Here is a 19,873-nt window from a genome sequence, read left to right on the forward strand (position 1 = left end):
TTCTTGGCCGCGGTCTTTTTTTATACGCCCTCCTGTGCGGGTGGGGGCGGGGTTCAATTTGGCCGCCGGCGGCTTTTTTGTCCGGGGGGGGGGGGTCGGAGCAACCTCGCCGACCCCACCCCGTCTCGCAGTCTCCGCTTCGCTTCGACTACTCGCCGACCCTCCCCTCGAGGGGGAGGGTTAGAGCCGCATTCTCAAATCGCCGCAGTAACAATAATCTCGACCAGATATTCCGGTCCGGCAAGCTTGGCTTCGCCGGTGGCGCGGGCCGGCGTGTTGCCCTGTGGTACCCACTTGTCCCACTCCGCGTTCATCTCGGCGAAGGTGCTCATGTCGGCCAGCCAGATGATCGCCTGCAGGATCTTGGTCTTGTCGGTGCCGGCCTTGGCCAGCAATTCGTCGATCGCCGCTAGAATGTCCCTGGTCTGGGCGCCGACGTTTCCGCCCGGCTTGCCGACCTGACCGGCCAGATAGACGGTGTTGCCGTGGATGACGATCTGGCTCATGCGCGGGCCTACATCGATACGACGAATGCTCATTGGATATTCCTTCTCCTCTTGTCAGCTGCGCCTGTTTAGGGGCCGGGTTCGCCGGGAGCAAGGTCGCTCGAGCGGAACTTCTTGAGCCAAGCCAAAGCACACAACATGACGGCCGGCCGCAATTCCGCCCGATTGGCTTGTTGACTAATGTAATAACATCACATATCGAATCCGCCCCTGCAGCACAGATCGTCGCCCCATGGATCGTCACATGAGCCAAACCTGCCTGACCTTCCGCGACCTGACGCTGGGCTACAACAGCCATCCGGCGATCCACCACCTCGATGGTACGATCCGCAAGGGATCGTTGACAGCGGTCGTCGGCGCCAACGGCTCCGGCAAGTCGACGCTGATGAAGGGCATTGTCGGCGTCCTGAAGCCGATGGCCGGTGCGGTGATCCGGGCGCCGGGCGTGCGCGCCGCCTACCTGCCGCAGCAGTCCGAGCTCGACCGCTCCTTTCCGGCCCGGGTCGTCGACCTGGTTTCGCTGGGCCTGTGGCCGCGGCGCGGCATGCTCGGCCGTTATACAAGAGAAGACCGCGACTCGGTCGGCGAGGCGCTGATGGCCGTCGGCCTCGGCGGTTTCGAGAAGCGCCCGATCGACACACTCTCAGGCGGCCAGCTGCAGCGCACCCTGTTTGCCCGCGTGCTGTTGCAGGATGCCGAGCTCATCCTGCTCGACGAGCCGTTCAACGCGGTCGACAGCAAGACCGTCGGCGACCTGATCGCGCTGATCAAGCGCTGGCACGGCGAGGAACGCACGATCATGGTCGTCGTTCACGATCTCGATCTGGTGCGGCAGAATTTCCCCGAAACGCTGCTGCTGGCGCGCCAGCCGGTCGCCTGGGGAGAGACCAGGGAGACGCTGCGGCCGGAGAATCTGTTGCGCGCGCGCCGCTTCCACGAAGCCTGGGAAGACAACGCGCCATGGTGTGAGCCCGGCGAGCATGATCACAGTGGGCACGAGCACGGCAGCCACGAGCACAGCCATGACCATCATCACGGCTCCGGGCCGAGGGCGGCATGATGGACGTGCTTTATGGTCTTTTCGTCGCCCCGTTTGCCGACTACGCCTTCATGCAGCGGGCGCTCGCCGGTTCGATGATGTTGTCGCTCGGCGCCTGCCCGGTCGGCGTGTTCCTGATGCTGCGGCGCATGAGCCTGTCCGGCGACGCCATGGCCCATGCCATCCTGCCGGGTGCCGCCGCCGGATTCCTGTTTTATGGCCTGGAAATCCTGCCGATGACCATCGGCGGACTGATCGCCGGCATCATCGTGGCGCTCGGCGCCGGCGCCGTCTCGCGCTTCACCATCCAGCGCGAGGACGCCTCGATGGCGGCCTTCTATCTGATTTCGCTGGCGATCGGCGTGCTTATGGTGTCGATCCGCGGCTCCAGCGTCGATCTCATGCATGTGCTTTTCGGCACCGTGCTGGCACTCAACAACGAGGCGTTGACGCTGATCGGCGGCATCGTCGTGGTGACGCTGGTCAGTCTCGCCATCTTCTGGCGAGCGCTGGTCGCCGAATGCCTCGACCCCTTGTTCCTGCGCTCGGTCAGCCGGATGGGCAGCCCGGTGCATTTCATCTTCCTCGGCCTCGTCGTGCTCAACCTCGTCGGCGGCTTCCAGGCGCTCGGCACCTTGCTGTCGGTCGGGCTGATGATGCTGCCGGCAGCGGCGGCCCGCTTCTGGACCTCACGCGTCGAGCCGATGTGCGTGCTGGCCACAGTGATCGGCTTTGCCTCCTGCATTGCCGGGCTGCTGTTGTCCTACCATGCGTCATTGCCCTCCGGCCCGGCCATCATCCTGTCCGCCGGCGTCGTCTATTTCGCCTCGATCCTGTTCGGCACGCGCGGCATCCTGCGCGCCCGTATCGTCCATCACCGCCACAGAACCGCCTGATCCCAACAAGGAGAACCTGTCCATGCTGAAATCGATCCGCGCCTCCTTGGCCGTGAGCGTTATAACATTAACCGCCCTTGGCTCATCTTCGGCCTTTGCTGAGCCGTTGAAAGTCGTCGCCAGCTTCACCATCATCGCCGATTTCGCCAAGAATGTCGGCGGCGACCGGATCGATCTGACCACCGTCGTCGGGCCGGACGGCGACGCCCACGTCTACGAGCCGAGCCCCGCCGATGCGGTGGCGATGGCCAAGGCCGACATCGTGCTGGTCAACGGCCTGCATTTCGAAGGTTTTCTGCAGCGCCTGGTCGACGCCAGCGCCACCAAGGCTTCGATTGCCGTGCTGACCAAGGGGGTCACGCCGATCAATTTCAAACCCGAATTCGCCGAGGCCGATGCCGCCGAAGGCGCGGAAACCGATGGCGGCAAGACGGTCACCGATCCGCATGCCTTCCAGTCGATCGCCAATGCCAAGATCTATGTGAAGAACATCGCCGACGCCTTCTGCACGGCCGACGCTGCCGGTTGCGACAGCTACAAAGCCAATGCAGCCGCCTATACACAAAAGCTCAATGCGCTTGAGGGCGAAGTGCAGGCGGCGATCCAGTCGATCCCGCAAGAGAAGCGCGTCGTCATTACCTCGCATGACGCCTTCGGCTATTTCGAGAAGGCCTACGGCTTGACGTTCCTGGCCCCGGAAGGCGTGTCGACCGAGTCGGAGCCTTCCGCTGCCGACGTCGCCAAGCTGGTCAGCCAGGTGAAGCAGGACAAGGCGGCGGCGATCTTTGTCGAGAACATCACCAACCCGCGGCTGATCGAGCAGATCGCCAGCGAGACCGGCATCAAGGTGGGCGGCACGCTCTATTCCGATGCGCTGTCACAGCCCGACGGCCCGGCCGCGACCTATATCGACCTGATGCACAACAACATCGCCCAGATCAAAGGCGCGATCCTCGGCAGCTGAGCCGACCGATCCGGTTCATCCAGCCGGGCTGGCGCATGATGCGTCTGGCGACATGCGGCGTTAGCCCGGCTGGATTTCTGGCATCGAAATCTCTATCTGCGCGGATGGATTTCTTTTCGCGCGGATTGCCGACCGGGTCAGGGAGTGGCAAGACTGCCGCTAACCAAATTGCGAGGACCCCAGCCATGGAATACCGTCAGATCAGCGAGGACTATTCGGTCTCGGGCCAGATCCAGCCCGAGGATGTCGCCGCCATCAAGGATGCCGGCTTCAAGAGCGTGATTTGCAACCGGCCGGACAACGAGCAACCGGGCCAGCCATCCGCCGACACCGTCAAAGCGGCGGTCGAAGGAGCCGGGCTCGCCTTCCGCTACATCCCGGTGATCAGCGGCCAGATCACGGCCGAGAATGTCGAGGACCAGGCCGAGGCGCTGGATGAGCTTGATGGCCCGGTCTTCGCTTACTGCCGGTCCGGCGCCCGTTGCACCAATCTGTATGGGCTGATCCAGCAGCAGAAGGGGTGACTGGCTAGCCGCCGCGATCCTTCGCACCCCCCTCTGTCCTGCCGGACATCTCCCCCGCAAGTGGGGAGATTGGATGCCGCGTTGGCTTTCGCCAATTTTCAATGTTGCGGAGTGGGGCACGAGGTCAGAGCTGCCGATCTCCCCCCTTGCGGGGGAGATGGCCGGCAGGCCAGAGGGGGGTGCTGTCCCTCCGACATATCGCGCTTAATTCACCCAGCCTAAATCGGCAGCGCGCCGGTTTCCTTTAGCGTCTCCAGCACGATCGCCGTCTTCACATGCTGCACGGATTCGTGCGGCAGCAGCACGCCGTTGACGAACTCCGACAATGATTTGAGATCGGGCGTCACCACCTTCAATATGTAGTCCATCTCGCCGGTCAGCGCGTGCGCTTCCTGCACTTGCGGTAGCCGCGCCACCAATTCGCCGAAACGCCGCGCATTGTCGCGGTTGTGGGTGGCGAGCGTCACCGAAATGACGTTGACCAGGGAAAAGCCGAGCTTGTCGCGGTCGAGCACCGCCCGGTAGCCCTTGATATAACCGTCCTCCTCCAGCCGCTGGCGACGGCGCGAGCATTGCGACGCTGACAGGTTCACCCGTTCCGACAAATCGTTGTTGGTCAGCCGCGCATCGCCCTGCAGCAGAGCCATTATCTTGCGGTCAAACTGGTCGATGCGCGCCTCATCCATGAATTTCGGCTCCGCAATGCACAACTCGCGCATGACCAGAGCATTTCAAGCGTTTGAATGCAAGCAATTTGCACTCGCTCCGCGCTATAATTGCGCTCAGACATGGCCGACGCGGCCAATGCCAGATTTCGGGCCAGATTTCGGAGCAATGCCATGGGTCCCTTCCCGCACGACGCACCGCCCGCCAAGATCAGCAAAACCAATCCCGCCGGTACCGACGGCTTCGAATTCGTCGAATTCGCGCATGCCGAGCCGGAAAAGCTCGCCGAGCTGTTCACCCGCATGGGTTATGTGCAGGTGGCCAAGCACCGCAGCAAGGACATCACCGTCTGGCGGCAGGGCGACATCAACTATGTCGTCAATGCCGAACCCGGCTCGCATGCGATGAAATTCGTCGACAAGCACGGCCCTTGCGCCGCCTCGATGGCGTGGCGCGTGGTCGATGCCAGGCATGCCTTCGATCACGCGGTAGCCAAGGGCGCGACGCCCTATGAAGGCGCCGACAAGACGCTCGACGTGCCGGCGATCGTCGGCATCGGTGGCTCGCTGCTCTATTTCATCGAAACCTACGGCGAGAAGGGCTCGGCTTACGACGCCGAGTTCGACTGGCTGGGCGAGCGCGATCCAAAGCCTGAAGGCGTCGGCTTCTACTATCTCGACCACCTCACCCACAATGTCTATCGCGGCCAAATGGACAAATGGTGGGATTTCTACCGCGACCTGTTCGGCTTCAAGCAGATCCATTTCTTCGACATCGACGGCAAGATCACCGGCCTGGTCAGCCGCGCCATCACCTCGCCCTGCGGCAAGATCCGCATCCCGCTGAACGAGTCCAAGGACGAGACCAGCCAGATCGCCGAATATCTGAAGAAGTACAATGGCGAGGGCATCCAGCACATCGCCGTCGGCACCGACGACATCTATGGCGCCACCGACAGGCTGGCCGCCAACGGCCTGAAGTTCATGCCGGGCCCGCCCGAGACCTATTACGACATGTCTTATGCCCGCGTGAACGGCCATGAAGAGCCGATCGAGCGCATGAAAAAGCACGGTATCCTGATCGACGGCGAAGGCGTGGTCGACGGCGGCACGACCAAGATCCTGCTGCAGATTTTTTCGAGAACCGTGATCGGCCCGATCTTCTTCGAGTTTATCCAGAGGAAGGGCGACGAAGGTTTTGGCGAGGGCAATTTCCGCGCTCTGTTCGAATCGATCGAGCAGGACCAGATCAAGCGCGGCGTGCTGAAGGTGGACGGCAAGGCAGCGTAGCCAGCTCGGCCGAGGTGGCTTGTGGTTTGATCAGTTATGACCTAAATTCTGGTCATAAGAGGTTTGACCATGAATGTTCCGATGGCAAAAGCGAAGGCGCAACTCTCCGAGTTGGTGAAACGTGCCCAGGCCGGCGAAGAGATCCATCTGACGCGGCATGGAGAGGTGGTGGCGACCCTGAGCGCGCCCACCCGGGCTGGCGGGAGCAAAGGCCTTTTTGGGGCCCTGAAAGGCCAAATTCGGATATCGGATGATTTTGATGAACTCGGTCCCGAATGGGACGAGTACATTAAATGAGCCGCCAATATCTGGTGGATACTCACATTCTGCTTTGGGTACTCAACGCGGATTCACGCCTTTCGGATCACCATCGCGAGATCTTTCTTGCGGGCGAGGATGTGGTCGTCAGCGTCGTCTCGGTAGCAGAGATCGCCATTAAGAAATCGCTCGGCAAAGTCACGCTCACAGGCAACATCGTGGAAATCCTGCGATCGAACGGCATTCCGATCCTCAGTGTGAATGAACTACACGCAGCGAGGCTTGAGCATCTGCCGTTCCATCATCGCGATCCCTTCGACCGTCTGCTCATCGCACAGGCTCAAATTGAAGGTCTGACGGTGATCACTGCGGATCGACATTTCTCAGCCTACGACGTCGCGTTGGTCTGATCATCCAGCTCCAGCCGCTCGACTTCGGCTTTCCTCAACTTCACATCGTAATCGAGGAAGAACTCGTCGAGTTGCGGCGGTGTCACCGAGGTGCCGGACAGCATCGCGTGCACCTGGCCGCGATGATGGATGTCGTGGATGAAGAGATGGGCGAGCAAATCGCCGATCCGTTCCGGTATCATGCCGTTCTCGCGCCGGTCGGTGACGACGCGGCGCTCGATATCGTCCGTCGACAGGCGGTCGCAAAAAGCGATCAGCCGCCGGTCGGCCTCCGCCCGCGCGCCAAAGAGCGCGTCCGCTTCGTCGAAGAGCAAGAACTCATCGTAAGCCGCGGCGCCGAGGCCGCCCTCTTCGAGAAAATCGAGATAGAGATAATCGACGGCCAGGATGTGATTGAGCGTTGCCTTGATCGAGGGAAAGAAGCTTATCCTTTCAGCCTCGAATTCGCCGGGCTCAAGCTGCAGCACGGCACGATAGAGCCGGTCGTTGGACCACAGATTGTTAGCTGCCATGCGGCGGAAATGGCTCAGCAGGTCCATGACTTCACGGCGCGATCCGGAACAGCGACACACCCGCCCATAGAAGCGCAAACCCAGCCAAAACAATCAGCAGCAGCCCGATCATGCGCCGCCGCATGGCTTGCGTTTCCTGGTCCAGCGCGACATTCGTGTTGGTGACGGTGTGAAACATCATCGCTTTGCGCGGAAAGCCGCTGCGGTTGGTCAGGCCGGGCGAGCGCGCCTCGATGCGATAGCTCAGCCGGATCGCCAGGATGAAGATCGCCAGCATGGCAAGGGCCCAGACACCGTACAGCAGATAGAATGTCTCGCCCGTCATTCTCTTGCCCCCTCGTATTTCTCGACCTTCTGCTCGATGGCGCCGAAAATCGACTGTCCGGCCTTGTTTTTCATTTCGATGCGCACCGTGTCGCCAAAGCGCAGGAACGGCGTTTTCGGCGCGCCGGCTTCGATGGTCTCGATCATGCGCAATTCGGCGATGCAGGAATAGCCGGCGCCGCCTGCAGGGACAGGTTTTCCGGGCTCGCCGCCGAGCTTGTTGGAAACGGTGCCCGAGCCGATGATCGTGCCGGCGGCAAGTGGTCGTGTCCTGGCGGCGTGCGCAATCAGCGCCGGAAAATCGAAGGTCATGTCGATGCCGGCATTCGCCCGGCCAAACGGCTTGCCGTTGAGGTCGACCAGCAGCGGCAGGCTGACCTTGCCGCCATCCCAGGCATCGCCCAGCTCATCGGGCGTCACCGCAACCGGCGAAAAGGCCGATGAGGGTTTCGACTGGAAGAAGCCGAACCCCTTGGCGAGTTCAGGTCCGGTCAGGCCGCGCAGCGTCACGTCGTTGACCAGCATGACCAGCCGGATCGCTGCCCGCGCCTCATCGAGGCCTGTACCCATCGGCACGTCGTCGACAATGACAGCGACCTCGCCCTCCATGTCGATGCCAAGGGTCTCGTCGGTCATGCGGATCGGGTCGCGCGGCCGGAGGAAGCAGTCCGAGCCGCCCTGGTAGATCAGCGGATCGGTCCAGAAGCTTGCCGGCATCTCGGCGCCGCGCGCCTTCCGCACCAGCTCGACATGGTTCACATAGGCCGAGCCATCGGCCCATTGATAGGCACGCGGCAGCGGCGAATGGGCGTCATGCTCGTGAAAGCGGGCAGACGGCACCGCATTGTTCTCCAGCGATTCGGCCATGGCAGCGAGGTGCGGCGCGATGCGACGCCAGTCGTCGAGCGCGGCCTGCAGCGTCCGCACCAGGAACGACGCATCGGTAAATCGCGTCAGGTCGCGCGATACGACGACGAGCTTTCCGTCGCGCGTCCCGTCCTTCAATGTGGCAAGCTTCATGCTTCCTCCCAAGGCGTTTATTCGTAATATTTGCCGGCATAGATAATTCTGGCTGCGGCTCTCCAGGGATTTTCATTTGCCAGCAATGCCAGGTCGCCGCGCCGACTACCATCGGTCCAGGTGACGCCCAAGCGACAGCCGATTCAAGAAAAGTGGCTAACGAATTGTTTTCCCAGCCATTCCAGCTGATGTCAGGTCCTGCCGACCGCAATGCCTCCTTGCGGTCGGCGTCCTCACGGTCGTTTCGCAGCGCATCGAGGAACCGGACGAAAGACGGCAAGTCTTCCACCCTATCGAGAAACAAGGAGAGCTGCACCCAGGATGTCTCCTCGGATTTCTGCACCTCTTCCCAAAGCTTGTCGTTGGTCACGTCTCACTCCCAAGCCCCACAACAAGGCCGTCGCGGGCGATCGTCAAGTCGCCGGCCCATGTTTTCCTGACGGCGGCAATCCAGTCGGCCTCGCCGATCTCGGGATCGTCGGCGGGAATGAGATGGTTGAGGACCAGTCTTTTGACGCCTGCATCGCTGGCGATGCGGCCCGCTTCCTCGGCAAAGCTGTGGCTGGCAAGCAGGTGTTCTCTCAGCCTTGCGCCGTTGCCGGTCTTCGCGACCAGCCGCTCGATACCCTCTTCCAGCATGGCCTCGTGGACCAGGACGTCGGCGCCCTCGGCGAAATCCGCCAATGGCGGAAAGAACGCCGTATCCGACGAAAAGACGACGCCTTGCCCCGCATGATCGAAGCGCAGCGCAAAGCAGTCCGTCACTGGCGGGTGGTCGACGCGCAAGGCCGATATTTTGAGACCGCGCTCTTCGGCCACTTGGCCTTCAGCAAACTCGACGATCGACACCAGGTCGCGGAGATCCGGCCTGCCTTCATCGGCGATGCGGATCTCGATGTCGAATTCCATTGCCTGGCAAAAGCGCTGCCAATAATGGCCGATGCCGGGCGGGCCGAACAAAGTGACGGGCGCCGCCAGGCCGGCCGTCCAGGCGGTGTGGATGAGAGGTCCGAGTTCCAGCACATGGTCGGAGTGCAAATGCGTGATGAAGATCAGGTCGAGCGCCTTCAGACTGACGCCGGCGTCGGTCAACCCGCGCGTTACGCCCAGCCCGCAATCGACGACGAGGGTGCGGCCGCCAATCTCCAGCAGCGACGAACTCGGCCACGGTCCGCCCGGCCGGAGCGCCGGGCCACCCTTCGAGCCGAGAAGCACCAGACGATCCGTCATGCGACGGCGCTCAAGACCAGTCGCCCTCGGGCGTGCCGTTGAAGCGTTTCTTCAGATCGGCCCAGCAGTCGATGTAATTGTCCTGCCGGGTTTCGAGCTCGGCGCCATAGCGGGTCACCATCTGCGGAAAGCGTGTCTCGAACATGAAGGCCATGGTGTTGTCGAGCTTGACCGGTTTCAGCTCCGCGCGCGAGGCTTTTTCGAAGCCAGACGCATCGGGTCCGTGAGCCAGCATCATGTTGTGCAGGCTGATGCCGCCGGGCACGAAGCCCTCTTCCTTGGCATCGTACTGGCCGTGGATCAGGCCCATGAACTCGCTCATGATGTTGCGGTGATACCAGGGCGGCCGGAAAGTGTTTTCCGCCACAAGCCAGCGCGGCGGGAAGATGACGAAATCGATATTGGCGGTGCCTTCCTCGCCGCTCGGCGCGGTCAGCACGGTGAAGATCGACGGATCGGGGTGGTCGAACAGGATCGCACCGACCGGCGAAAAGGTCGCAAGATCATATTTGTAGGGCGAATAATTGCCGTGCCACGCCACCACATCCAGCGGCGAATGGTCGATCTCGGTGACATGAAACTGACCACACCATTTCGCGATCAGCCGGCACGGTGTCTCCTTGTCCTCGAACCAGGCGCAGGGCGTCTTGAAATCGCGCGGATTGGCCAGGCAATTGGCGCCGATCGGGCCGCGATCCGGCAGCGTCAGCTTGGCGCCGTAATTCTCGCAGACATAGCCGCGCACTTGCGGATCGACCAGTTCGACCTTGAACACCAGACCACGCGGCAGCACGGCAATCTCGCCCGGCCTGAGTTCGATGACGCCCATCTCGGTGACGAAGCGCAAGGCTCCAACCTGGGGCACGACCAGCAACTCGCCGTCGGCGTTGAAGAAATGGTCGTCGGCCATCGAACGGTTGGCGACATAGACATTTGCCGCCATGCCGGTCTGGCCGAGCACGTCGCCGGCGGTGGTGATCGAGCGCATGCCGGCGATGAAGTCCGTCGGTTCCTTCGGCATGGGCACGGGGCTCCAGCGATACTGGCCGAGCGCGAGCTGGTGGTCGCCGACATTCGGCGCGCTTTTCCAAAACGGATAATTCGCCGCTTTGAAGCGGCCGGTATGCCTGACGCTCGGCCTTATCCGATAAAGCCAGGAGCGCTCATTGGTGCCGCGCGGCGCGGTGAAAGGCGAGCCCGACAGCTGCTCCGCATAGAGGCCATAGGCCGGCCGTTGCGGCGAGTTTCGCCCCTGCGGCAGCGAGCCCGGCAAAGTCTCGGTTTCGAAGTCATTGCCGAAACCCGGCATGTAGGAAAAGGCCATGGCATCCTCCCGAATTCATAGTCCCGGAGCGTCCAAGGGCGCTCCGAGTTGACCAAACTGGTTTCATTTGTAACCATTGAAAATGTAACCATCAATGGTGATTTCGGCGTGGGGCGCCAGCCTGCTCAGTCAAGGCCAAAATGAAACCGGAAATCCTCGAACTCCAATCCTTCCTGCCTTACCGGCTCTATCGGCTTGCCGATGCCGTCAGCCGCGAATTCTCAAGGATCTACAAGGACCGTCACGGCCTGACCCGACCCGAATGGCGCACGCTGGCCGGACTTGGACAGCACGGCACGATGACGGCGACGGCGCTCGGCGAGCAATCTGCCATGCACAAGACCAAGGTTTCGCGCGCGGTCGCCGAACTCGAGCGGCGGCGCTGGCTCGTCCGGACGCCAGACGAAAAAGACCGCCGTGTCGAGCATCTGACGCTGACCAAAGCTGGCGTTGCCGCCTATCGCGAAATGGTGCCGCTGGCGAAAGCGTTCGAGCGGGAGCTGCTGGCAAGGCTGAGCACGGAACAGCGAGCGGCCGTTGTAAGCGGAGTGGCAGCATTGGAGGCGGCATTGGGAAAAAGCTAGGTTCCTGGCAGAATTGCTGGCACGCTGGCGGGACAGCGCCCCCCTCTGTCCTGCCGGACATCTCCCCCACAAGTGGGGAGATCGGCAGCTTCGGCGCTCCGCTCGTCTTGCGACGTCGGAGATTGGCGAAAGCCAGCACGATGGCCAATCTCCCCCCAAGTGGGGGAGATGTCCGGCAGGACAGAGGGGGGCGCGAAGGATCGCTACGGAACAGCTTTCAGCCCGCACGGTGTTTCTTCGGCGTCACCAGTCCATCACCACCTTGCCGGAGTTACCGCTCTTCATCGCCTCGAACCCGGAAATATAGTCGTCAATGCCGATGCGGTGGGTGATCAGGCCGCTGACATCGAGAGGACCCTGCACCAGCGCGATCATCTTGTACCAGGTCTCGAACATCTCGCGACCGTAGATGCCTTTCAGATGCAGCATCTTGAAGATGACCTTGTTCCAGTCGATCTCGAAGCCGGTCGGCGCGATGCCGAGAATGGCGATCTTGCCGCCATTGTTCATGGTATCGATCATGTCGCGGAAGGCAGGCGCGGCGCCCGACATTTCGAGGCCGACGTCGAAACCCTCGGTCATGCCGAGCGCCGGCATGACATTGCGCAACTTCTCCTTCGAGGCATCGACGACATGCTGGACGCCGAGCTTTTTCGCCAGTGCCAGGCGCACCGGGTTGATATCGGTGATGACCACTTTGCGCGCGCCGACGCACTGCGCCACCAATGCGCCCATGATGCCGATAGGCCCGGCGCCGGTGACCAGCACGTCCTCGCCGACGAGATCGAAGGACAATGCGGTGTGAACCGCATTGCCCAGGGGATCGAATATCGCGGCGATCTCGTCGGGCACGTCGTCGGGGATCGGCACGACATTGTGCTGCGGGATCGCCAGATATTCGCCAAAGGCGCCCGGCCGGTTGACGCCGACGCCAAGCGTGTTGCGGCACAGATGCCCCCTGCCCGCCCGGCAGTTGCGGCAATGGCCGCAAACAATGTGGCCTTCGCCCGAAACGCGCTGGCCGAGTTTGTATTCGGTCACCGCCGCGCCGAAATCGGCGACCGTGCCGACGAATTCATGGCCGGTGACCATCGGCACCGGCACCGTCTTTTGTGCCCACTGGTCCCAATTGTAGATGTGGACGTCGGTACCGCAGATCGCGGTTTTCCTGATCTTGATCAGCACGTCGTTGGGGCCGATCTCCGGCACCGGCACTTGTTCCATCCAGATGCCCGGCTCGGCCTTGGCCTTGACCAGCGCCTTCATCATGTTCGACATTCTTTCGTCCCCAGAACCTTAGTCGCTTGAATCTCTTGATCCGGAATCGCTTTTCGGTCCCGGCCGTTCAGGAAATCACGCCGAGTTCGCGACCGACTGCGGCGAACGCCTCAACCGCACGATCGATGTCGGCGCTGGAATGGGCGGCCGACATCTGCGTGCGAATGCGCGCCTGGCCCTTCGGCACCACCGGGAAGGAGAAGCCGATGACATAGATACCGCGCCTCAGCATCCGCGCCGCCATCTCCTGCGCCAGCGTCGCGTCGCCCAGCATCACCGGGATGATTGGATGGTCGGCGCCAGCCAGTGTAAAGCCGAGCCTGCCCATCTCGGAGCGAAACCGCGCTGCGTTGGCATATAGGCGCTGACGCAATGCATCGCCATTGCGGATCAGTTCGAACACCCGGATCGAGGCGCCGGCGATCGCCGGCATCAGCGTGTTGGAAAACAGATAGGGGCGCGAGCGCTGGCGCAGCCAGTCGACCACCTGCTTCCTGCCCGACGTGTAGCCGCCGGACGCCCCACCCAATGCCTTCCCAAGCGTGCCGGTGATGATGTCCACCCTGCCCTCGACGCCGCAATGTTCGGCCGAGCCACGGCCATTCCTGCCGACGAAACCAACTGCATGGCTGTCGTCGACCACGACCATCGCATCATATTTGTCGGCGAGATCGCAGACGCCCTTCAGATTGGCGATGATGCCATCCATCGAGAACACGCCGTCGGTGGCGATCAGCCGGAACCGGCAGTCGCGCGCCTCTTTCAACCGCGCTTCGAGATCGGCCATGTCGTTGTTGGCGTAGCGGAAGCGCTTTGCCTTCGACAGCCGCACCCCGTCGATGATCGAGGCGTGGTTCAGCGCATCGGAGATGACCGCATCCTCCTCGCCGAGCAGCGTCTCGAACAGGCCACCATTGGCGTCGAAGCAGGAGCCGTAGAGGATGGTGTCCTCCATGCCGAGGAAGTCAGAAATGGTCGCCTCGAGCTGCTTGTGTTCTTCCTGCGTGCCGCAGATGAAGCGCACCGACGCCATGCCGTAGCCGTAACGGTCGAGCGCCTGCTTGGCCGCCTCGCGCAGTTCGGCGCTGTCGGCGAGGCCGAGATAATTATTGGCGCAGAAATTCAGCACCTTCTCGCCGCCGACCTCGATCTCGGCCGATTGGGTCGAGCTTATCACCCGCTCGGATTTATAGAGGCCTGCCGTTTTCAGTCCTTCAAGCTCGCTGTCGATGTGGGAAAGGAATGCTTCGGTCATGATCAGGCCCTGTTGAGATCGATGAGGACTGTCGCGCCCCGCGGGCGAAAAATCCATCGCAAAAGCGACCGCTCCGGTGGCGGCAATGGCACGGCAGAGGCCACGATGTTCAAATGCGGAGGCGCCGCGAAAGATTGCAATAACCACTTTGCGGGTTTCCCGCCACGGTCGCCGCCGCCGGCCTGTTGCCGTCCCAAACCTGTTAACACTTTGAAGCCAAAGGTTGTCGCGCAAGAATTCGTTGGCAAGAGGCCGCCTCAGAAAATGTCGCAGCAGCCGGTGCACGCCGTTTCAGGCAGGCTCATACTCCTCATCAAATCGGGCTACTGGCTGGCTCTGCTGATCATAGCCGCCATGGTCGTGGCCTCCTTCATCCTGCTGCAACAGGTGATGGCGACCCAACGGCACAATCAAGCGCTGCTCGATATCGTCAGCACACAAAAAGCCCTGTCGCAGCGCATCGTCTTCCTTGCCGGCGCGACAGGCAGCGCCTCGCGCGATCAACAGCGCGCCCTGGTTACCGCGCTCAAGCAAGCGACGGTGGAGTTCGAGAAAAATTACGATCTGCTACTCGAGCGGACCGCCGCCGATCCGGTGTCGCCGGCAAGGTTCGATCCGAAATCGATCGAGAGCGTGCTTTTCGCCAAGCCGTACCATCTCGACTACTTCTCGGTTGGGCTTATCGCCAACGGCGAGCGCCTGATCTCTTCATTCGAATCGCGGCTCAACACGACTGGCAGCGGCGGCTACAAAGGTGGAGAGGAGCGCGTCAACCTGAACGCATCCGTTGCCAACGCAACATTGTCGGGCTACGCAGCACTCGGCCAGCGCATCAGCGCCTACGCGGACCAGCGCTCCGAAAGGCTCCTCGATCTTCATCGGACATTGTTCTACTCGACCATCGGCGTTATCCTGATGGTGGCACTTTTCATTTTCCGGCCGATGTCGAACGCCATCCTGCGCCGGACGCGCGAGCTGGTCGATGCACGCAATTCCATGGCCTTTATTGCGGTGCATGACGGGCTAACCGGCCTGCACAACCGCACCTTCCTGACCGACCATTTCGATACGTTCATCAACGGCGCGCGGCGAAGGCGTGAACGGGTTGCCGTGGTGCAGTTCGACCTCGACCGGTTCAAGCAGATCAACGACACGCTCGGCCATGCCGCTGGCGATTATGTGCTGGTGGTGGCCGCGCAGCGTATGCGCGATTCCTGCCGGACGTCGGATCTCAACGTGCGTCTCGGAGGCGATGAATTCGTTGTGGTCCTCAACGACGCCGGCAGCACCGAAGACATCGATGTCGTCGCCAGGCGCATGCTGGCCAAACTCAATGAGCCGGTCATATTCCGAGGCACGACGATCCATCCGGGTGTAAGTGCCGGGATTGCGGTCTACCCGATCGATGCCGACAATGCGCAGGACCTGCTCGTCCATGCCGATCTGGCGCTGTATTCAGCCAAGAAGCAGGGCGGCGGCAGTTTGTCGTTCTTCTCCGATGAGCTGAGGCGCGAACTCGACAATCGAAAGCAGCTCGAGCTCGACATTAGGGTCGCCATCTCGGAGAAGGCGTTCGAGGTCTATTTCCAGCCGCAGGTGTCGCTGTCGGACGGCGCCATCAGTGGCATCGAGGCTTTGGCTCGCTGGAGGCATGCGGAGCGCGGTATGATCGCGCCGGGCGAGTTCATTCCAATCGCAGAAAAATGCGGCTTGATGTCCGAGATTGGCCGCATCGTCATTACCAAGGCGATCGACGAAGCAGCCGAATGGAACCGCGCAGGCATCGGCTTCGGGCGGATCGCCGTCAATGTGTCCGGCTCGGAGCTGCGCGAGACAGATTTCGAAGTCTTCCTGTTCGACATGCTGGAGAGGGCTGGCCTGCCAGCGCACAAACTATCGCTGGAGATCGTCGAATCCGTCATTCTCGACGACGAGAAGACCGGTATCGCGGCAAAGCTGCGGCACATTCGCGCGGCCGGCATCCATCTTGAGCTCGATGATTTCGGCACCGGCTACGCATCGCTCAGCCATGTCAATCCAAACGAGATCGACCGGCTGAAGATCGACCGCCGTTTCGTCCAGAATATCAACGAGAACGGCGGCAACACCAAGATCGTGCGAGCCCTCACAGAACTGGCTCGCGGTCTCGGCATCTCGATCGTTGCCGAGGGCGCTGAAACCGAAGCCGAACTCGACTCGCTGATGGCGATCGGCTGCGACCAGGTGCAAGGCTATTCCATTGCTTTCCCGATGCCGCCGGACAGGGTGCGCGAATGGCTGGTGGCGCGAACGCCGAAAAAGGCCAGGCTGACGGTGCTGCAGGGCCGCCTGGCGTAGATCCGTCATGGTCCGGCTTTGCGAACCGACCTGATGAGCCGAGGCGGAAGGTCACCCTCATCGCCGGGAAATGCTGCCAGGAATTGTCCAAAGCTGGGCACAAGCGCCAGTCTTTCGTAGTCCTGGAACGACAGAATGACCGCCTGCTTGCGGCCACGCCGGGTGATGACGGCCGGTTCTCCCGTGATGACCTGATCGAGCACCGCCGAGAGTGTGGCCCTGGCGTCCTTCAGCGAAATTACGCGCATAGCGTTTTCCTAGCCTAAATTTCTAGCTCTCGACATTGGCTCGCAGCGCAGCCAGCACCGCTGCAAACTCCACCAGCCTGTCGTCGGACAGTCCTTTCCGCAGCCGTTTGTCGAAGGCTAACGCGGCGGTGCGCAATTTCAGGAACAACGCTTCTCCGGCTTGGGTCAGCTCCACCTGGTGAACCCGGCGGTTCTCGGGATCGCGGCGCCGCATCAGCAGGCCTTGGGTCTCCATGGCGTTGAGGTGGTGGGTCAGCGTTGCGCCCCGGATGCCGATCATGCCGGCGAGCTCGCGTTGGTTGGCCAGCTCCCGCGACTTGACAGACAGCAAAGTGACCCAGACCGGCAGCGTGCCGCCGGCCTCGACCAAGGCAGCGTCGAAAGCCTGCGCGACCAGCTTGGCGGTGCGGGCGAGATTCATCCCGATCGGCGGGCGGTCAAACGGCGTCATGGTCCAACACTAGAACAAGGGCAAAGCCTATGGAACCGGCTCGGAGCTTATGCATTGACATCTAATCATTTGATATCTATCAATACGGTTAGCGGTGGGCAAGAGAGGAAATGCGGTCATGCAATATGTCTACATTATCGTCCTCGGCCTTCACGTCATGGCGGGTGTGTTCTGGGCCGGCACCACCATCGCGGTTGCCCGCGAACCGGAGATCAGGGCGGAACGTTTCTTCCGGCCGCAAATGGGCGCGGCCGGCGTGGTTTTCCTCACGGGTTTGCTGCTGTGGTATTTCTTCCACAACGGCTCTTTCGGCTCGATGGAGAAGGTACTGGCGCTGGGCATCTTGACGGCGTTGATCGCCGCCGGGGTTCAGGGCGCGCTGGTGGGTTCCGCCAGCAGGCAGTTGGCTGGCGCTGATGCCGCGAAGCAAACCCAGTTGCGCGCGAAGATGACAAAAGGCGAGCGCATCGCCGGCGGACTGCTGGTCATCACCGTGTTCTGCATGGCCACCGCCAGGATGTTTTGAGCGTCCTGCCGCAATCGCAAGATCGTACGGTGCCCGGCGATGGCCGGCGGCGTGCGCGGCGCGCAGACCGGACCGAAGTACCGTGGTGGCTCTCCGTACGGAGGTTCGGCTGCGCGCCACCAATCAATCCAAAATATTCCTCAGATCCGCAAGCCGAACCTGATGCCGTCGTAGATGGCGGCATGGATGTTGCGGGAGGCGACAGCGTCGCCGATGCGGAAGAGTACGAAGCCACTCTGCGGATTGCGGACCGGAAAGATGTCGCCGCCATTGATCAGTTTTTCGTAATCGATCGCGCCGGCGTTCTTCGACAGCGGCTTCAGCGCCAGATAGAGATCGTCGAGCGGCAGCGTGCCGTGCTCGACCACCACTTGATCGACTCGCCGCTCGCCGCGCCAGCCATCGGCGAAGTCGGAAGCGAGCTCGGCGATCAGCTGGTTGCCCTCGCGCCGCACCGAACGCAGCCGTGTGTTGATGGTGACGGTGACACCCTTTTCCTGGAAGGCGCGCATGTAGGGCACATGGTTCATTCCGCCCATTTCTGGGGCGAAGAAGCGCTCGGGTGAAACCAGCTCCAGCCTGGCGCCGCTGTTGGCGATCAGTTCGGCAGCACCCATACCCTGATGGCCGCCATTGTCGTCATAGAGCAGTACATTCTCGGCCGGCTTGACGCTGCCAGCCATGATGTCCCAGCTCGATGTGACGAGATCGTCGCCGGCCGTCAGAGGCGGGTTCTGCGGCAGGCCGCCGGTGGCGATCACCACCACGTCCGGCGACAGCGCCAGTACGTCGTCCTTCTCCGCCCAGGTATCGTAGCGGATCTCGACACCGAGCCGGTCGAGTTCGGCCAGGCGCCAGTCGATGATGCCGATCAATTCCTTGCGGCGCGGGTTCTGCGTTGCCAGCCGTACCTGGCCGCCGGCCTGGCCCGACGCTTCCAGCACCGTCACCCGGTGCCCGCGTTCGGCGGCGACGCGCGCTGCCTCCAGCCCGCCGGCGCCGGCGCCGACGACGACCACCTTCCGCTTCGGTCCCTCGGTTTTCGGTATGATATGCGGGATATCAGCCTCGCGGCCCGTCGCCGCATTGTGGATGCACAGCGCCTCGCCGCCCTCATAGATGCGGTCGAGGCAATAGGTGGCGCCGACGCAAGGGCGGATCTCGTGCTCGCGGCCCTCCATCACCTTCCTGACGATGTGCGGGTCGGCAATGTGGGCACGCGTCATGCCAACCATGTCGAGCTTGCCGGCGGCGATGGCGTGGCGCGCGGTGGCGACGTCGGAAATCCGCGCCGCATGGAAGGTCGGGAATTTCGTCGCCGCCCTCACTTCCCCGGCGAAGTCGAGATGCGGTGACGACCGCATGCCGGTCACCGGGATGACTTTTGTCAGCGCGGCGTCGGTCTCGATCGAGCCACGGATGATGTTGAGGAAATCGACCTTGCCGGAGCCGGCCAGCCGCCTGGCGATTTCGACGCCTTCCTGTTTCGACAGGCCTTTCTCGAAGTCCTCGTCGGCGACCATGCGGATGCCGACGACGAACTTTTCGCCGACCGCGGCACGCACCGCATCGAGCACCATGCCGGTGAAGCGCAGCCGGTTGTCGAGCGAGCCGCCGAAATCGTCGTCGCGCTGGTTGGTAGCCGGCGACCAGAAGCCGTCCATCAGGTGGCCGTAGGCCTCGAATTCGATGCCATCGAGACCGGCTGCCTGGCAGCGCTGGGCGGCCGCCGCATAGTCGGCGACGATGCGCTCGATATCCCAGTCCTCGATAGTCTTGGGAAAGGCGCGATGCGCCGGTTCGCGCACCGGCGAAGCCGACAGAACGGGCAGCCAGTCGGCCTTGTTCCAACCGGTGCGGCGGCCGAGATGGGTGATCTGTATCATCACCTTGCAATCGTGCTCGTGGCAGGCATCGGCAAGCTCGGCGAGCCATGGCACGATGCGGTCGTCATAGACATGCAGATTGCCAAAAGCGGCCGGGCTGTCGCGCGAGACGATCGCCGAACCGGCGGTCATGGTCAGCGCCATGCCGCCCTTGGCCTTTTCGGCATGGTAGAGCCGGTAGCGTTCCTTCGGCATGCCGTCCTCGGAATAGGCCGGCTCATGGCTGGTCGACATCACCCGGTTCTTCAGCGTCAGATGCTTGAGCTGATAGGGCTGGAGGAGCGGGTCGTTGCTAGTCATCGTCTTCCTGCTGTTTCAAATTGTGCTAATGAGCGGCAAATTTTTG

Annotated in this window: 22 protein-coding genes; 10 read left to right on the plus strand and 12 right to left on the minus strand. The window is 62.2% G+C overall.

Going from position 1 to position 19,873, the window contains the following annotated elements; translation table 11 throughout:
• Positions 1–194: 194 nt before the first annotated feature.
• The gene (locus tag NKG60_RS19895; protein ID WP_023674415.1) at positions 195–539 is read right to left on the minus strand and encodes a RidA family protein; all 345 of its coding nucleotides are present in this window, start codon (positions 537–539) and stop codon (positions 195–197) included.
• 211 nt (positions 540–750) lie between these two features.
• Between NKG60_RS19895 and aztA the strand changes: the two genes are divergently transcribed.
• The 4 genes from aztA (at position 751) to NKG60_RS19915 (ending at position 3,929) form a co-directional block, all read left to right on the plus strand.
• On the plus strand, positions 751–1,566 hold the full coding sequence (aztA, locus tag NKG60_RS19900) for a zinc ABC transporter ATP-binding protein AztA (RefSeq protein WP_352662986.1): 816 nt from the start codon (positions 751–753) through the stop codon (positions 1,564–1,566).
• A complete protein-coding gene (gene aztB, locus NKG60_RS19905) occupies positions 1,566–2,441 on the plus strand; it encodes a zinc ABC transporter permease AztB (protein ID WP_023674413.1) in 876 nt (291 codons plus the stop codon). The genes aztA and aztB overlap by 1 nt, the downstream gene beginning before the upstream one ends.
• A gap of 22 nt (positions 2,442–2,463) precedes the next feature.
• Positions 2,464–3,405, plus strand: coding sequence for a zinc ABC transporter substrate-binding protein AztC (aztC, locus tag NKG60_RS19910; RefSeq protein WP_352662989.1), 942 nt, complete (start codon positions 2,464–2,466; stop codon positions 3,403–3,405).
• Positions 3,406–3,590: 185 nt separating this feature from the next.
• Positions 3,591–3,929, plus strand: a complete 339-nt coding sequence (locus NKG60_RS19915) for a protein tyrosine phosphatase family protein (protein ID WP_352662992.1) — start codon at positions 3,591–3,593, stop codon at positions 3,927–3,929.
• Between the two features lie 218 nt (positions 3,930–4,147).
• Here the strand turns inward: NKG60_RS19915 and NKG60_RS19920 are convergent, their stop codons facing one another.
• Positions 4,148–4,615 (minus strand): Lrp/AsnC family transcriptional regulator, encoded by a 468-nt coding sequence (locus tag NKG60_RS19920; RefSeq protein ID WP_023674409.1) that lies wholly within the window; start codon positions 4,613–4,615, stop codon positions 4,148–4,150.
• 153 nt (positions 4,616–4,768) lie between these two features.
• Between NKG60_RS19920 and hppD the strand changes: the two genes are divergently transcribed.
• The 3 genes from hppD (at position 4,769) to NKG60_RS19935 (ending at position 6,552) form a co-directional block, all read left to right on the plus strand.
• Entirely contained in the window at positions 4,769–5,884 is a 1,116-nt protein-coding gene (gene hppD, locus NKG60_RS19925; protein WP_352662995.1) for a 4-hydroxyphenylpyruvate dioxygenase, read from the plus strand.
• A gap of 69 nt (positions 5,885–5,953) precedes the next feature.
• Positions 5,954–6,181: a type II toxin-antitoxin system Phd/YefM family antitoxin gene (locus NKG60_RS19930; RefSeq protein WP_352662998.1), complete on the plus strand. Its 228-nt coding sequence runs from the start codon at positions 5,954–5,956 to the stop codon at positions 6,179–6,181.
• Positions 6,178–6,552, plus strand: coding sequence for a type II toxin-antitoxin system VapC family toxin (locus NKG60_RS19935; protein ID WP_352663001.1), 375 nt, complete (start codon positions 6,178–6,180; stop codon positions 6,550–6,552). Before NKG60_RS19930 ends, NKG60_RS19935 begins: the two co-directional genes overlap by 4 nt.
• Here the strand turns inward: NKG60_RS19935 and NKG60_RS19940 are convergent.
• From NKG60_RS19940 to hmgA, 5 genes are all read right to left on the minus strand, one after another.
• On the minus strand, positions 6,531–7,091 hold the full coding sequence (locus NKG60_RS19940) for a DinB family protein (protein ID WP_352663004.1): 561 nt from the start codon (positions 7,089–7,091) through the stop codon (positions 6,531–6,533). The two genes, NKG60_RS19935 and NKG60_RS19940, sit on opposite strands and share 22 nt — an antisense overlap.
• 4 nt (positions 7,092–7,095) lie before the next feature.
• Complete coding sequence (locus tag NKG60_RS19945) at positions 7,096–7,389, minus strand: hypothetical protein (RefSeq protein ID WP_352663007.1); 294 nt, start codon at positions 7,387–7,389, stop codon at positions 7,096–7,098.
• Positions 7,386–8,408 carry a fumarylacetoacetate hydrolase family protein gene (locus tag NKG60_RS19950; protein ID WP_352663010.1) on the minus strand — a complete coding sequence of 341 codons (1,023 nt, stop codon included), beginning with the start codon at positions 8,406–8,408 and terminating at the stop codon, positions 7,386–7,388. Before NKG60_RS19950 ends, NKG60_RS19945 begins: the two co-directional genes overlap by 4 nt.
• Positions 8,409–8,774: 366 nt before the next feature.
• Positions 8,775–9,638: an MBL fold metallo-hydrolase gene (locus NKG60_RS19955; RefSeq protein WP_352975378.1), complete on the minus strand. Its 864-nt coding sequence runs from the start codon at positions 9,636–9,638 to the stop codon at positions 8,775–8,777.
• A gap of 10 nt (positions 9,639–9,648) precedes the next feature.
• A complete protein-coding gene (hmgA, locus tag NKG60_RS19960; protein ID WP_352663016.1) occupies positions 9,649–10,962 on the minus strand; it encodes a homogentisate 1,2-dioxygenase in 1,314 nt (437 codons plus the stop codon).
• Between the two features lie 140 nt (positions 10,963–11,102).
• On the opposite strand from hmgA, the gene NKG60_RS19965 reads away from it, so the two are divergent.
• On the plus strand, positions 11,103–11,546 hold the full coding sequence (locus tag NKG60_RS19965) for a MarR family winged helix-turn-helix transcriptional regulator (RefSeq protein ID WP_352663019.1): 444 nt from the start codon (positions 11,103–11,105) through the stop codon (positions 11,544–11,546).
• A gap of 243 nt (positions 11,547–11,789) precedes the next feature.
• Here NKG60_RS19965 and tdh read toward each other — a convergent pair whose 3' ends face one another.
• Positions 11,790–12,824: an L-threonine 3-dehydrogenase gene (gene tdh / locus NKG60_RS19970; RefSeq protein WP_352975379.1), complete on the minus strand. Its 1,035-nt coding sequence runs from the start codon at positions 12,822–12,824 to the stop codon at positions 11,790–11,792.
• Between the two features lie 67 nt (positions 12,825–12,891).
• The gene (locus tag NKG60_RS19975) at positions 12,892–14,079 is read right to left on the minus strand and encodes a glycine C-acetyltransferase (protein ID WP_352663025.1); all 1,188 of its coding nucleotides are present in this window, start codon (positions 14,077–14,079) and stop codon (positions 12,892–12,894) included.
• A gap of 264 nt (positions 14,080–14,343) precedes the next feature.
• Here NKG60_RS19975 and NKG60_RS19980 point away from each other — a divergent pair, with 264 nt between their 5' ends.
• Positions 14,344–16,416, plus strand: coding sequence for a putative bifunctional diguanylate cyclase/phosphodiesterase (locus NKG60_RS19980; RefSeq protein ID WP_352663028.1), 2,073 nt, complete (start codon positions 14,344–14,346; stop codon positions 16,414–16,416).
• 5 nt (positions 16,417–16,421) lie between these two features.
• On the opposite strand, the gene NKG60_RS19985 is transcribed toward NKG60_RS19980, so the two are convergent.
• Both NKG60_RS19985 and NKG60_RS19990 read right to left on the minus strand, forming a co-directional pair.
• Complete coding sequence (locus tag NKG60_RS19985; protein WP_352663031.1) at positions 16,422–16,664, minus strand: type II toxin-antitoxin system Phd/YefM family antitoxin; 243 nt, start codon at positions 16,662–16,664, stop codon at positions 16,422–16,424.
• Positions 16,665–16,686: 22 nt separating this feature from the next.
• Entirely contained in the window at positions 16,687–17,115 is a 429-nt protein-coding gene (locus NKG60_RS19990) for a MarR family winged helix-turn-helix transcriptional regulator (RefSeq protein WP_352663034.1), read from the minus strand.
• A 118-nt stretch (positions 17,116–17,233) separates the two neighbouring features.
• Between NKG60_RS19990 and NKG60_RS19995 the strand changes: the two genes are divergently transcribed.
• Complete coding sequence (locus NKG60_RS19995; protein WP_023674396.1) at positions 17,234–17,641, plus strand: hypothetical protein; 408 nt, start codon at positions 17,234–17,236, stop codon at positions 17,639–17,641.
• 140 nt (positions 17,642–17,781) lie between these two features.
• On the opposite strand, the gene NKG60_RS20000 is transcribed toward NKG60_RS19995, so the two are convergent.
• Positions 17,782–19,827 (minus strand): oxidoreductase, encoded by a 2,046-nt coding sequence (locus tag NKG60_RS20000; RefSeq protein ID WP_352663037.1) that lies wholly within the window; start codon positions 19,825–19,827, stop codon positions 17,782–17,784.
• Between the last annotated feature and the right edge of the window lie 46 nt (positions 19,828–19,873).

The organism is Mesorhizobium sp. M1428 (genome assembly GCF_040317515.1).
Lineage (GTDB): Bacteria > Pseudomonadota > Alphaproteobacteria > Rhizobiales > Rhizobiaceae > Mesorhizobium.